The 13849-nt window shown below is 71.8% G+C and carries 7 protein-coding genes (1 of these 7 only partly in view); 3 read left to right on the top strand and 4 right to left on the bottom strand.

All coding sequences use genetic code 11. The annotated features are described in order from the left end of the window. Position 1: 1 nt before the first annotated feature. From F7R91_RS32220 to F7R91_RS32210, 3 genes are read left to right on the top strand one after another with little or no spacing between them, the layout of a single operon-like run. Positions 2–2386, top strand: coding sequence for a nitric-oxide reductase large subunit (locus F7R91_RS32220; protein WP_150955038.1), 2385 nt, complete (start codon positions 2–4; stop codon positions 2384–2386). After that, a complete protein-coding gene (locus F7R91_RS32215) occupies positions 2383–2796 on the top strand; it encodes a hypothetical protein (RefSeq protein WP_150955035.1) in 414 nt (137 codons plus the stop codon). The genes F7R91_RS32220 and F7R91_RS32215 overlap by 4 nt, the downstream gene beginning before the upstream one ends. A 47-nt stretch (positions 2797–2843) precedes the next feature. Beyond that, on the top strand, positions 2844–3548 hold the full coding sequence (locus tag F7R91_RS32210; RefSeq protein ID WP_150955032.1) for a helix-turn-helix transcriptional regulator: 705 nt from the start codon (positions 2844–2846) through the stop codon (positions 3546–3548). A gap of 64 nt (positions 3549–3612) precedes the next feature. On the opposite strand, the gene F7R91_RS32205 is transcribed toward F7R91_RS32210, so the two are convergent. The 4 genes from F7R91_RS32205 to F7R91_RS43135 all read right to left on the bottom strand — a co-directional run. Next, a complete protein-coding gene (locus tag F7R91_RS32205; protein WP_150955029.1) occupies positions 3613–5208 on the bottom strand; it encodes an amino acid adenylation domain-containing protein in 1596 nt (531 codons plus the stop codon). A gap of 48 nt (positions 5209–5256) precedes the next feature. Further along, entirely contained in the window at positions 5257–6159 is a 903-nt protein-coding gene (locus tag F7R91_RS32200; protein WP_150955026.1) for a proline iminopeptidase-family hydrolase, read from the bottom strand. Next, positions 6159–6461, bottom strand: a complete 303-nt coding sequence (locus tag F7R91_RS32195) for a hypothetical protein (RefSeq protein ID WP_150955023.1) — start codon at positions 6459–6461, stop codon at positions 6159–6161. Before F7R91_RS32195 ends, F7R91_RS32200 begins: the two co-directional genes overlap by 1 nt. A gap of 71 nt (positions 6462–6532) precedes the next feature. Next, positions 6533–13849 carry the 3' portion of a type I polyketide synthase gene (locus F7R91_RS43135; RefSeq protein WP_225320896.1) on the bottom strand. The gene runs 3987 nt beyond the window's last position, so only the last 7317 of its 11304 coding nucleotides appear in the window; its start codon lies beyond the right edge, outside the window — the gene reads right to left on this strand; it ends in the stop codon at positions 6533–6535.

The raw sequence follows: 13849 nt of genomic DNA, 5'->3' as shown, positions 1-13849 counted from the left end.
TATGGGGACGTCGGACGCCACAGCGCAGGACACGACCGGAGGCAGACGGGCCCGGATGATCGGACGGGGGTGGGTGCAGGCGGCCGTCCTGGTGACGGCCGTCGGGTTCCTGGTCCTGGGACTTCTGGCGGTGCGCACGTACCAGGCCGAACCACCCATCCCGGACCGCGTGGTGACCTCGACCGGCCGGACCCTGTTCACCGGTGACGACGTACGCGAGGGGCAACGGGCGTTCCTGCGCAACGGGCTGATGGAATACGGCTCGATCTTCGGCCACGGCGCCTACCTCGGCCCCGACTTCACCGCCGACTATCTGCACCGCAGCGCCGAATCCGTCAACAAGCAGTATGGCGACGACACTTCGAGCTCCTCCGACGCCCACACCCGCACCGTCGAGGACTTCCGCACCAACCGCTACGACGAGCGCACCGGCACCCTGGTCTGGTCCCCCGCGCAAGGGGAGGCGTTCGAGCAGCTGACCGGGCACTACGCGGATCTGCTGGGCCGCCCGGAGGGCAAGCAGGGGCTGCGGCCGAACGCCATCACCGACCCGGCCGACATCCACGACCTGACCGCCTACTTCGGATGGTCGGCGTGGGCGGCCGCGGCCGAACGGCCGGGCAAGTCGTACTCCTACACCAACAACTGGCCGTCCGAGTCCCTCGTGGAGAACGAGCCGACCGGCCACACCGTGCTGTGGAGCGTGCTGTCGCTGATATTCCTCCTGGTCGGCGCGGGCGGCCTGTTCGCGGCCTTCGGCCGCTGGAACTTCCTCGGCTGGCACGGCAGCGACCAGCGCACACTGCGGTTCCACGCACCGGGCGCCGTCCGGCTCACGCCCGCCCAGCGCACGACCGGCTGGTTCTTCTTCGTCATGGCCGCGCTCTTCCTGGTCCAGACGCTGCTCGGCTCGGCCACCCAGCACTACCGGGCGGATCTCGGTTCGTTCTTCGGCATCCCGCTGGACGAGTGGCTGCCGTACAACCTCACCCGCACCTGGCACACACAGCTGGCGATCTTCTGGGTGGTCACCTCGTTCCTGGCCATCGGTATCTTCCTGGCGCCGCTGATCTCCCGCGGCTGGGAGCCCGCCAAGCAGGCTCTGCTGTCCCGGCTGCTGCTCGGAGCGCTCACCGTGGTCGTCGTCGGCTCCCTGCTGGGAGAGATGGCCGGGATGCGCGGATGGCTGGGCGGCCTGTGGAGCTGGTTCGGCAACCAGGGCTGGGAGTATCTCGACCTGGGACGGGTCTGGCAGGTGCTGCTGGTGGCCGGGATGGCCGTATGGGCGCTCATCCTCTTCCGCGGACTGCGCCGGCGGCTGGCCACCGAGAGCGTGGCCAACATGCCCTGGCTGTTCTTCCTCGCCGCGCTGGCCCTGCCCGCCTTCTACGCCGTCGGCCTGCTGGCCACCCCCAACTCGACGTACACCACGGCCGACTTCTGGCGGTTCATCGTCGTGCACCTGTGGGTGGAGGACTTCCTGGAGCTGTTCACCACCGTCACCGTCGCCTATCTGTTCGTGCTGCTCGGCGTGGTCCGCGAGCGGGTGGCGCTGGCCGTGATCTACCTCGACATCGTGCTCTACAGCGCGGGCGGAGTGATCGGCACCATGCACCACCTGTACTTCTCCGGCGAACCGGCCGAACACCTCGCCCTGGGTGCGACGTTCTCCGCGCTGGAAGTGGTGCCGCTGCTCTTCCTGACCGTGGAGGCGTGGAGCTTCCTCCAGCTCGGCGCGCGCCGGCACAGCCCGTCGAGCACCCCCTTCCCGCACCGGTGGGCGGTGATGTTCCTGGCCGCAGTGGGCTTCTGGAACTTCCTGGGCGCCGGCGTGTTCGGCTTCCTGATCAACCTGCCGATCGTCTCCTACTACGAGATCGGCACCGGGCTGACGGCCAACCACGCGCACGCGGCCATGATGGGTGTCTACGGCATGCTGGCGGTCGGCTTCGCCGTGTTCGCGCTGCGCTACCTCATCCCCGAGCACCGCTGGTCCGACCGCTGGCCCCGGCTGTCCTTCTGGTCGCTCAACCTGGGCCTGGCGTGGATGAGTTTCGCCACCCTGCTGCCCGGCGGGGCGCTGCAGCTGTACAAGGTCCTCGACGCCGGGTACGCCGACGCCCGCAGCCTCGGCTATCTGCGCGGCCCGACGAACACTTTCCTGGAGTGGATCCGTCTCCCCGGCGACGTGGTGTTCATCGTCGGCGGAGTGCTCCCGCTGCTGTGGATGACCTGGCTGGGCATCCGCCACCGCACCACCGCGGCGCGCCTCCCGGACGCCCCGGAGCAGGAGCTGCTGTTCACCGAGGTCGTCCCCGCCGACGTCGAGGGACATGCGGCCGAGGCCGATGACGACGGCGTCCCGGCGGGCCAGGAGGAGCGGTGAGCGCCGAGCCGGTCTTCGTGGCCGTGTACACGGTGCTGCTGCTCGCCGTGGTCGGTGTGCTGGAATTCCAGCGCCGGCAGCCGACGAGTGCGTGGGACGCGCGGGTGTTCACCGGATACCGGCGCGCGGTGCCCGACGCGCCGCGGCCGGCCGATCCGGCCGACTGGCCGCACTCGGAGGTCGGCCGCTTCCATGTCGTCCTGTCCCTGTTCATCTCGGCGATCGCCCTCGTCCTGGTCGCCGCGGAGCTCGTCCGTCATCACCGGCCGCTGGAGAGCGCGGCCCTGGTCGCCGCCGCAAGCCCGCACGCCCTGGTCGCGTACCGGTATCTGCGGCATCTACGGCCCCACCGCGGGCCGCACGGACAGGACGCGCGACGACAGGACCAGCAACCACAGGAAGGGCCCTGAAAAAAGTCAGGCTGTTTTTACAAGCGGATTCAAATAAACTGGGCTCCATGACGGAACTGCCCATGATCGATCCCGGCCCCCCGCCGCCCCTGAGCGAGAGTCGCAACCGGGTTCTGGAGATCCTGCGCACGGCGCGTCGGCCCATGGGCGTTCAGGACATCGCCGGACGCACCGGGCTGCATGCCAACACCGCCCGCTTCCACCTCGACGGGCTGGTCGAGGCCGGGCTGGCCGCCCGCGACACCGAGGAACGCGACCAGCCCGGCCGGCCGCGGATGGTGTACCGCGCCGTCGCCGCGGACGCCACCGCCGGGCTGCGCAGCTACCGGATGCTGGCCGAGATGCTGATCGGCGTCGTCCTCGGCGGACTGCCGCAGCCCGAGCGGGCCGCGGTCGAGACCGGCGAGAAGTGGGGCCGCTATCTGGCGGACCGCCCGGCCCCGCTGCAGCACATCGATGCCGCCGAGGGCGTCCGGCGGACGGTGAAGGTGCTGGAGAGCATCGGATTCGCACCCGAGCCGCCACCCGCAGGCATCACCGGCACGGACGAGGCGGTGATCCGGATCGGGCACTGCCCGTTCCGTGAGCTCGCCGAGCAGCACCGCGAGGTGGTGTGCTCCCTGCATCTCGGCCTGATGCGCGGAGTGCTCTCCGAGGTACGCGCGCCGATCACCGCCGAGCGGCTCGAACCGTTCGTCGAGCCCTCGCTCTGCCTGGCCCGGCTCGCCCCCGCCTCGGGCGGGCGGCCGTGACCCATCGGGCTCACGGGGCATGCGCCGCGGTCCCGGGCCCCGAGCCGGACCTCGGCGCCCGCTCTCATGTCCCCGTGGCGTCGCCCGTGGCCAGTGCCGTCAGGGCCTTGCGGTCGGCCTTGCCGTTGGTGTTCAGGGGGAGTTCGTCGAGGAAGAGGAACCTCTTGGGGGTCATGTACGCGGGCATGGAGCGCCGGCACAGGTCGGCCAGTTCGGCGCGGGTCGCCCCGGTCGGGGTCGCCACGACGCATGCCGTGAGGGCCGCTTCACCCTCTGGGCCGTCGAGGGCCAGGACCACCGCGGCCGTCACCTCGGGATGCTCGGCCAGGCGGCGTTCGATCTCGCCGAGTTCGATGCGGTTGCCGCGGATCTTCACCATGGAGTCGACCCGGCCGCAGAAGTACAGCTCGCCCGACGGGCCGCGGTACGCCAGGTCGCCGGACCGGTAGACCCGTTGCCCGGAGCGCGGTTCGAGCGGGTCCGGGACGAGGACGCCGCGGGTGGCGTCCGGGTCGTCCCAGTACCCGGAGAACAGGGACGGGCAGCGGATGTACATCTCCCCCACGGCTCCTGGCTCGTCCACCAAGTCGCCTTGCTCGTCGAGGAGCAGGATCTCGGCGCCCGGGTAGCCGTGCCCGATGGACAGGGCCTCGGCGTCCTCGGGCAGGGGGTTGGGCACCTCGGCGAACGAGCACGCCACGGTCTCGGTGGCGCCGAACGCGTTGACGACCCGCAGGTGCGGCAACAGGGTCCGTAGCCGGCGCAGTTCGGCGAGGGGGAAGTTCTCGCCGGCGAACAGGATGCCGCGCAGCTGCTCGCCGAGGGCCGCGACCCCGTCGGGTTCGTGCCGCAGCAGCGGGCGCCACAGCGACGGGACGCCGTGCACGACGGTGGCCTCCGCCTCCCGCAGGAAGCCGATCAGGCGGCGCGGGAAGCTGAGAAAGGCGCGGGGTACGGCGATCAGGGTGGCGCCCGTGCCCAGGCTCACGCAGATGTCGAACAGGGCGACGTCGAAGGCCAGCGGGGACGTGCTCGCCACGCGGTCGTCGGGCGACACCGCGCCGAAGCGCTGGGTGCCGCGGTAGAAGGCCAGTGCCGCGTGATGGCTCATCACCACGCCCTTGGGGCGGCCGGTGGTGCCCGAGGTGAAGATGATGTAGGCCGGATCGCCGCCCACCACACCGCGTCTGAGCGGTCGCCGGGCCGGCGGCACCCGGTCGACGGTGATGCCGCCGTCCGCGTCGAACGCGCCGAGCGGCACGTCGTCCCGCGGCGTGCGGGCGGGGCCGTCCGCGGGGTGCAGGAACAGCGCCGGCCCGGTCGCGTCGACGATGGAGTCGAGCCGCAGGGCCGGTGTGTCGGGGTCCACCGGGATGAACACGGCGCCCACACGCGCGCAGGCGAGCAGGAGCGCGATCGACGACGCCGAGGTGTGTCCCTCGACCACCACACGGTCACCGATCCGCACCCCGGCGGCCGTCAGCCGCTTGGCGTACTCCTCGACGCGCTGGGCGAGCTCGCGGTACGACACCGACGTGACGCCCCCGGACGCGCCGCGCTCCACCACGGCCGGCTTGTCCGGGGTCCGGGCCAGCGGCGCCAGCGCGAACGCGTCGAGCGTGTCGGCGGGGAATCGGGGGACGAACCGCTCATCGGCCATGCTCTCGTCCTTCTGGTTCTGGCTGGTTCAAGCTGGTTCTAGCTTGTCCTAGCCGAAGGCCACGGCCTTCACGTACTCGGTCAGGACGTCACGGAACCGCTCCGGCTCCTCGAGATGCGGCACGTGACTGGAGTTCTCGAAGATCTCCCACCGCACGTCCGGGATCAGCTCCGCGTAGGGCCGGACCGTCTCGGGGGTGGCCTCGTCGTGACGGCCGGAGATCAGCAGCGTCGGCACCGTGATGCCGGCCACGCAGTCCGTCACTCCCCAGTCGCGCAGGGAGCCGATGACATGGAATTCGCTGGGGCCGTTCATGGTGGAGTAGACCGTCGGGTCGTTGTACATCTCGAAGAACGACGCCTGGTACTCGCGGGGCCACGGGTCGAGGCGGCACATGTGCCGGTCGTAGAAGACCCGGGTGGCCGCGTGGTATTCGTCGCTGTCGGTCGTTCCGGCGGCCTCGTGGCGCAGCAGCGTCTCGTTGACGCCGGCGGGCAGCCGGGCCCGCAGGACGGCCATCTGCTCCAGCCACAGCGGATACGACGCGGGGGCGTCGGCGATGACCAGGCCCCGCAGCCCGGCGGGGGCGGTCGAGGCGTGCTTGGCCACGAGCAGGCCGCCCCACGAGTGCCCGAACAGCATGTAGTTCCCGGCGATGCCGAGGTGACGTACCAGGTTGTCCAGCTCCGCGAGGAACAGCTCGACGGTCCAGAAGTCCGCGGGTGCGTCCGGCAGATGACTCGAACCGCCGTTGCCGATCTGGTCGTAGTGCACCACGGGGACGCCCAGTTCGGACAGGGCGGCCAGACTCACCAGATAGTCGTGCGTGCTGCCGGGTCCGCCGTGCGCCACCACGAGCGCCGTCCGGTGCGGCGACAGTTCGCCGGTGACCCGGTACCAGGTCCTGAACTCACCGAACGGCGCCACGCCTTTGGCAGTGGGGCGGAACACTAGACCCGCTTGCCGGTGACCGGGAACGTGCCGAACATGCCGGGCTTCGCCTTGCCGGACATGCTGTCGCCGTTGCGCGTCAGGGTCAGCGTCATCTTCAGCGGAACCGGCTTGTGCGACTTCACCTTGAAGGACAGCAGGTCGCCGTCGATCTTCCCGTCGATGATGTCCGGGTCGATGACCTGACCGTCCGCCCGGCAGGTGCCGACCAGCTTGCCGTCCTCCGCCTTCATCTCCACCCAAAGGCTCTGCTTGCCGATGGGGCTGTCGATCGTGAACTCCCAGCTGCCGTCAGCGCTCATTCCAGCTCCCGTTTTCTCGATCACCCGATTGCACCCACGACGATAGGAAGGGGCGGGCCCGGCAAGAACCCCTAGTCACCCCTACGGGCATGCCGGGAGATCCACTCCTCGACGAGCGCGCCGGCCTCGGCGGCACGCTCCTCGATCATGGAGAAGTGGGAGGCCCGCACGGCGATGTAGTGGTGTGCGGGGTCCCAGGGCTTGGCCCGCCAGTCGTCGTCGCCGTCCGTGGCCGTGCCGGGCGGCATGAAGGACTCGGTGGCGCCGACGAACAGCACGGGCGCCGCCAGCGGCTCCAGCGTGAATCTCGGCACGAGGTCGAAGTAGCGGTTCATCGCGGACAGGGCGCTGCTGTGGAACAGGCCGAACGCCTCGTCCTTGCGGACCAGTCCGATGGTGAGCTGTTCCATCAGCCGACCCTGGTCCCGGTCCTCCAGGTCGACCCGGTAGGTGTCCATCAGGACGACCCCCGCGGGCCCGACCCCGCGCACCCGTTCCAGATGGCCGGCCGTGGCGTGCGCGAGCGTGCCGCCCGACGAGTAGCCGATGAGGACGAACGGCCGGTCCGCGGCGGCGCGCAGCACAGCCTCCGCGAGGTAGTCGATCACCGCGTCCGTGGAGTGGGGCAGCGGCTCGCCCGCCGTGAACCCGGGGTTGGTCAGCGTGATCATCGGACGCTTCCCGCGGAACGCGGCGGCGAGCCGCGCGTGCTGGTGCGGCCCGCCGGTCGCCATCGGGGTGCTGATGCCGATCAGTACGGGCTCCTGCGGCCCGTCCGCGAGCCGGACGCCGTCGGGCAGGGGTCCGAAGTCGGCGGCGCAGGTGAACCGCGGACGCAGATCGGACACGGCCCGCAGCAGATCGAAGCCCTTGATCACCTGGTCGGACAGCACAGCCGCCCGGAACAGCTCGGCCAGGGTGTCCGGCGTCCCACCGGCCGCCGGGACGGCCATGGGCGGCAGGGACAGATCGGCGTGCAGACGACGGGCGAGGGCGGTGGGGTTCTTGTTGTCGAACACCGCCATCGGGGACAGCCGCAGACCCGTCGCGGCCGTCAGCCGGTTGCGCAGCTCGACGGCGGCGAGGGAGTCGAACCCGAGCTCCAGGAAGTCCCGTTCGGGATCGACGGCCTGCGCGCTCTCGTGTCCCAGCACGGCGGCCACGTGGGCCCGCACCAGTTGGGTGAGCTCCCGCTCCTGCTCGGAGTCGGAGAGACCCGCGAGCCGGCGGGCCAGGTCCGCGGAGTCCGCAGGACCGGCGGCGGCACGGCGCCGCGCCGAAGGCACCAAGGCCCGCAGAAGTGCCGGGAGTTCGCCGGGCCGGGACCGCAGAGCGGCGGCCTCCACCTTGACGGGCACGAGTGTCGGCCGGTCGGTGACCAGCGCGGCGTCGAAGGCCGCCAGCCCCTCCTCCACGGTGAGAACGGGGAAGCCCTGACGTGCGAGGCGCCCCCGGTCGGCCTCGGTCAGCCACGCGCCGAGGCCCGCCTCGATGCCCCACAGCCCGTACGCCAGCGAGGTCGCGGGCAGCCCGTTCGCCGCGCGGTGCCGGGCGAGGGCGTCGAGGAAGACGTTGCCGGAGGCGTAACCGCCCTGCCCTGCCGCCAGCACGAGGCCGCCGGCCGAGGAGAACATGACGAACGCGGCGAGCGGCAGTCCGGCGGTGAGTTCGTGCAGATGCCACGCTCCGTCGACCTTCGGGCGCAGGGTCGTCTCGATCCGCTGCGGCGTCAGCGAGCCGACCACACCGTCGTCGACGGCGCCGGCCGCGTGCACGACGGCGGTGAGCGGTGCGGCCGGATCGACGTCGGCCAGTACGGCGGTCAGTGCCTCGCGGTCGCCCGCGTCACAGGCGACGACGCGTACGTCGGCCCCGAGTTCGATGAGCTCGGCGTACAGTCGGTCGGCCCCCGGTGCGGCCGGACCGCTGCGGCTGGTGAGGATGAGCCGCCGGATGCCGTGGTGGCTGAACAGGTGCCGTGCCACCAGCGCGCCCAGGCCGCCCGTTCCGCCGGTGACGAGGGCGGTGCCGGCGGGGTCGAGCCGTACGGGAGGAGTCTCGGTGGGGTGCTGCTCACGGGCCAGGCGGGGCACGAGGAACTTCCCGGCGCGGAGCATCAGTTCGGGCTCGCCGGTCGCTACGGCGGAGAGGAGGGCCGTGCCGCTCGCCGACTCTGTGAGGTGGTCGGCGTCGTCGATGTCGCCGATGTTGCTGATCTCGGCGATGTCGGCGATGTCGGCGATGTCGGCGATGTCGGCGATGTCGGCGAGGACGAACCGGCCGGGGTTCTCGGCCTGCGCTGCGCGGACCAGCCCCCAGACGGGCGCCTGATGCAGGGCGATGTCCGAACCGCCGTCGTTCATCGCGCCGTTGGTCACGATCACCAGCTTGGAGGCGGCGAACCGCTCGTCGGCCAGCCAGAGTTGAACCGCCTCCAGTGCATCGGCGAGGGCCGCACGCACGTCGGCCGGCACGTCGGCCCGCCCCGGCGCGGCCCGCCAGAGCACCACCTCGGGCACCTGGGCCGTACCCGAGTCGAGCGCCGCGACGAGGGCGGGGAGATCGTCGTACGGGCAACCGTGGCCGACCGTCACCCAGTCGGCGACGGAATCCGCGGGCGGGACGGAGGTGATCGGCTCCCAGTCGATCCGGTACAGGCAGTCTCCGGCCTGCCGCAGCACGGCGAGCTGCTCGGGGGTGATCTCACGCAGGCTCAGCGCGCCGACCGTGGCCACGGGCCGGCCGGAGAGGTCGGCGAGGTCGAGCGCCACGGCCCGGTCACCGGCCGGCGTGATCCTGACGCGCAGGCCGCGCGCGCCGTGGGCGTGCACGGAAACACCGCTCCAGGAGAACGGCAGCATGGTGGCGCCGTCCTCGTCGGCGCCGGCCAGGCCCATGGCGTGCAAGGAGGCGTCCAGCAGGGCCGGATGGAGGGCGTACCGGGCGGCCTCGGTGTGGGCCTGCTCCGGCAGCGCGATCTCGGCGAACATCTCGTCGCCGCGCTGCCAGGCGGCCCTCAGCCCCTGGAACACCGGGCCATAGCCGTAGCCGCGCGTGAACATCGTCTCGTAGACCTCGTCGACCGGCACGGCCACGGCACCGGGCGGCGGCCACTCGGTCAGGCCGGTGAGGTCCGACGGCACTCCCGAGCCGAGGACTCCGTCCGCGTGGCGGACCCACGGCTGGGTGTCTTCGGTGCGGGAGTGGATCGAGACGGTACGGCTGCCGCTCTCGCCCGGGGTGCCGACGGACACCTGGATCGTCGTGCCGCCCTGCTCGGGCAGGGTGAGCGGCGCGGCCAGCACCAGCTCCTCCAGGAACTCGCAGCCGACCTGTCCGCCTGCCGCGATCGCCAACTCGACGAAGCCGGTGCCGGGGAACAGGATCGAGTCGCCGACGACATGGTCGGCCAGCCAGGGCTGGGTGTGCGTCGACAGACGGCCCGTGAACACGACGGCGTCGGAATCGGCGAGCGGAACGGCGGCGCCGAGCAGCGGATGCTCGGCCGGGGCCAGCCCCAGCGACAGCGGGCCGGCATCGGCCGCGCGCTCGGGCTGCCAGTAGCGGTGGTGTTGGAAGGGGTGGGTGGGGAGGTTGTCGATGTGGCGTCCGGGGTGGAGGGCGGTGAAGTCGATGTCGGTGCCTCGGGTGTGGAGGGCGCCGAGGGCGGTGAGGAGGGTGTGGGCCTCGTGGCGGTCGCGGCGTTGGGTCGCGATGACGTGTGTGTCTGCGGGGAGGGTGTCCTCGGCCATGGCGGCGAGGACGGTGTCCGGGCCGAGTTCGAGGAACGTGGTCACGCCCTGGTCGGACAGCGCGGTCACCGCGTCGGCGAAACGGACCGGCTCGCGGACCTGGCGGACCCAGTACTGCGGGTCGCACAGGTCGTCGGTGACCGGCTGGCCGGTCAGGGTCGAGATCACCGGGATGCGCGGCAGGCTGTAGTGCAGCTGGGATGCGACCTCGGCGAAGTCGGCCAGCATGGGCTCCATCAGCGGGGAGTGGAAGGCGTGGCTGACGCGGAGGCGGGTGACCTTGTAGTCCTGAAGCCTGTCGAGCGTTGCGGTCACCCCGTCCTCGGTGCCTGAAATGACCACGGAGCGGGGGCCGTTGACCGCCGCGATCTCCACACCCTCGATGAGCGCCGCCCGTACCTCGGCCTCGGCGGCCCGGACGGAGGCCATCGCGCCACCCGCGGGCAGCGCCTGCATCAACCGACCACGGGCGGCCACCAGTCGGGCCGCATCCACGAGCGTCAACACACCCGCCACGTGCGCGGCGGCCAGCTCACCGATCGAATGCCCGGCCACGAAGTCCGGCTTCAGGCCAGCCGACTCCAGCAGACGGAACAGTGCCACCTCAATGGCGAACAGACCCGGCTGCGCCCACCCCGTCCGCTCCAACACAACGGGGTCCTCACCCCACACAACCTCCCGCAACGGACGCTCCAGATGAACATCCAGCGCAGCGGCCACTTCATCGAGTGCCTCGGCGAACACCGGGAAACGGGCGGCCAGTTCACGCCCCATCCCCACCCGCTGAGCACCCTGCCCAGTGAACAGAAACGCGAGCCTGCCCTCAAGCCGGGACGCCGTGCCCACATCGCTCAGCCCCCGCAGCAACTCCACACGGTCCGCTCCGACCACCACGGCCCGGTGCTCGAACCGTGCCCGCCCGGCAAGCGTCCAGGCCACATCGACCGGCCGCAACGCCTCACGCCCGGCAACGTACGACCTGAGCTGACCGGCGTAAGCCGTCAGCGCCTCAGGCGTCTTCCCCGACACCACCCACGCCACCGGCGCCACATCACCATCCGAAGCGACCGCCTCGACCGCCGGCGGCTCCTCCACGATCACATGCGCGTTCGTTCCCGTGAGGCCGAAGGACGAGACACCGGCGCGACGAGGGCTCTCGTCGCTGCGCGGCCACTCCCGGGCCTCGGTGAGCAGTTCCACGGCGCCCGCCGACCACTCGACCTGATGCGACGGCTCGTCCACGTGCAGGGTGCGTGGCAGCGTCTCGTGCCGCATCGCCAGCACCATCTTCATGATCCCGGCCACGCCCGCCGCGGCCTGCGTATGACCGATGTTGGACTTGATCGACCCCAGCAACAAGGGCCTGTCGTCCGGCCGGTCCTGCCCGTACGTCGCCAGCAGCGCCTGTGCCTCGATGGGGTCGCCGAGAGTGGTCCCCGTACCGTGCCCCTCCACCGCATCGACATCCGTGCCCGACAGTCCCGCCGACGCCAGCGCCTGCCGGATCACCCGCTGCTGCGAAGGGCCGTTCGGGGCGAAGAAGCCGTTGGACGCGCCGTCCTGGTTCACCGCCGTGCTCCGGATCACGGCGAGGACCGTACGGCCGTTGCGCTGTGCGTCAGACAGCCGCTCCACCAGGAGGATCCCGGCGCCCTCGGCCCAACCGGTCCCGTCGGCCCCGGAGGCGTAGGAACGGCATCGGCCGTCGGCGGACAGTCCGCGCTGGCGGCTGAACTCGACCAGGATCTCCGGTGAGGCCATGACCGCCACACCACCGGCCAGGGCCAGCGAGCACTCGCCCGAGCGCAGGGCCTGCACGGCGGAGTGCAGGGCGACGAGCGAGGAGGAGCACGCCGTGTCGACGGCGACGGAGGGGCCCTCCAGACCCAGCGCGTACGACACCCGGCCGGCGACGGCGCTGCCTCCGCTGGAGCTGCCGTAACCGTAGTCGTGGTACATGACGCCCGCGTAGACGCCGGTGGCGGTGCCCCGCAGGGTGGCCGGGTCGATGCCCGCCCGCTCGAACGCCTCCCACGACGTCTCCAGCAGCAGCCGCTGCTGCGGGTCCATCGCCAGTGCCTCGTTCGGGCCGATGCCGAAGAACCCGGCGTCGAAGTCCCCGGCCTCGCGCAGGAATCCGCCGCCCTGCGCGTAGCACTTGCCGGGCTTGCCCGGTTCGGGGTCGTACAGGGTCTCGTCCCAGCCGCGGTCGGTGGGCAGCGGCCCGATGGCCTCGTCGCCGGCCGCGAGCAGGCGCCACAGGTCCTCGGGAGTGCGGACACCACCGGGGAAGCGGCAGGCCATGCCGACCACGGCGATCGGTTCGTCGTCCGTGCGGCGGATCGTGGTGCCGGCGGTGGGCGTGCCGGCAGTGCTGGTCGTCATTCCGCCGAGCGTTTCGTCGAGGTGTTCGGCGACCGCGATGGCCGTGGGGTGGTCGAAGACCAGCGTGGCGGGCAGGCGCAGGCCGGTGGCCGTGGCAAGCCTGTTGCGGAGTTCGACGGCGGTCAGCGAGTCGAAGCCGAGCTCGGAGAAGGCGCGGTCCGGTTCGACGGCCCGGGCGGACGCGTGGCCGAGTACGGCCGCGACCTCCGTGCGGACCAGATCGAGCAGAACGACTGCGCGCTCGTCGCCGGTGAGGCCGGCGAGGCGGTCCGCCCAGGCGGAGCCCGCGGTGGCGCGCGGTGTGCGCGGCACCCGTACGAGGCCGCGCAGCAGGGCAGGGACGTCGCCGTTCGCCCGGACGCCGGCGGCGTGGACCTTGACGGGCACCAGGGTGGCCGGGCCGGTCAGCGCTGCGTCGAACGCCGCAAGGCCCTCGGCCGCGGTGAGGGCGGGGAAGCCCTGCTGGGCCATCCGGGCCAGGTCGTCCTCGGTGAGGGCCGCGCCGAAGCCGGTGTCGAGGCCCCAGAGACCGTAGGCCAGGGATGTGGCGGGCAGGCCGGTGGCCGCGCGGTGTTCGGCGAGTGCGTCGAGGAACACGTTGGCCGCCGCGTAGCCGCCCTGGCCCGCCGCGAGGACCAGCCCACCGGCGGAGGAGAACAGGACGAAGGCGGACAGGGACAGGTCGCGGGTGAGGTCGTGGAGATGCCAGGCGCCGTCGACCTTGGGGCGCAGGACGGCTTCGAGCCGGTCGGGGTCGAGGGTGGTGACCAGGCCGTTGTCGACGACGCCGGCGGCATGCACCACGGCGGTGAGGGGGTGTTCGGCGGGGATCGCGGCCAGTACCGCCGCGAGCGCGTCGCGGTCGGCCGCGTCGCAGGCGGCGACGGTGACCTCGGCGCCGAGGCCGGTCAGCTCGGCCGTCAGTTCCGCGGCGCCCGGGGTGTCGCAGCCGCGTCGGCTGGTCAGGACCAGCCTGCCGACGCCGTGCTCGGAGACCAGGTGGCGGGCGACCAGCGCGCCGAGCCCGCCCGTGCCGCCGGTGATCAGGACCGTACCGTCGATGCGCTCCGCCGGGGGCGCGGGGTCCGCGAACACGAGTCTCGGTACGAACAACGCGCCCTGGCGCAGGGCGAATTCAGGTTCGCCGCTGTCCAGTGCAGCGGGCAGGGCGGCACGGGACTCGGCGGATTCGTCGAGATCGGCCAGTACGAATCGGCCGGGGTTCTCCGCCTGTGCCGCCCGGACCAGTCC

Source organism: Streptomyces luteolifulvus (genome assembly GCF_008806595.1).
GTDB classification, from domain to species: domain Bacteria; phylum Actinomycetota; class Actinomycetes; order Streptomycetales; family Streptomycetaceae; genus Streptomyces; species Streptomyces luteolifulvus.
The sequence above is the reverse complement of the archived record's forward strand: the minus strand, read 5'-3'. Positions and strand labels throughout refer to the sequence as shown.

Excerpts from the sequence above, each read along its gene's own strand:
- F7R91_RS32220 (WP_150955038.1), top strand. The coding sequence starts at position 2 with ATGGGGACGTCGGACGCCACAGCGCAGGACACGACCGGAGGCAGACGG.
- F7R91_RS32210 (WP_150955032.1), top strand. The coding sequence starts at position 2,844 with ATGACGGAACTGCCCATGATCGATCCCGGCCCCCCGCCGCCCCTGAGC.
- F7R91_RS32205 (WP_150955029.1), bottom strand. The coding sequence starts at position 5,208 with ATGGCCGATGAGCGGTTCGTCCCCCGATTCCCCGCCGACACGCTCGAC.
- F7R91_RS32195 (WP_150955023.1), bottom strand. The coding sequence starts at position 6,461 with ATGAGCGCTGACGGCAGCTGGGAGTTCACGATCGACAGCCCCATCGGC.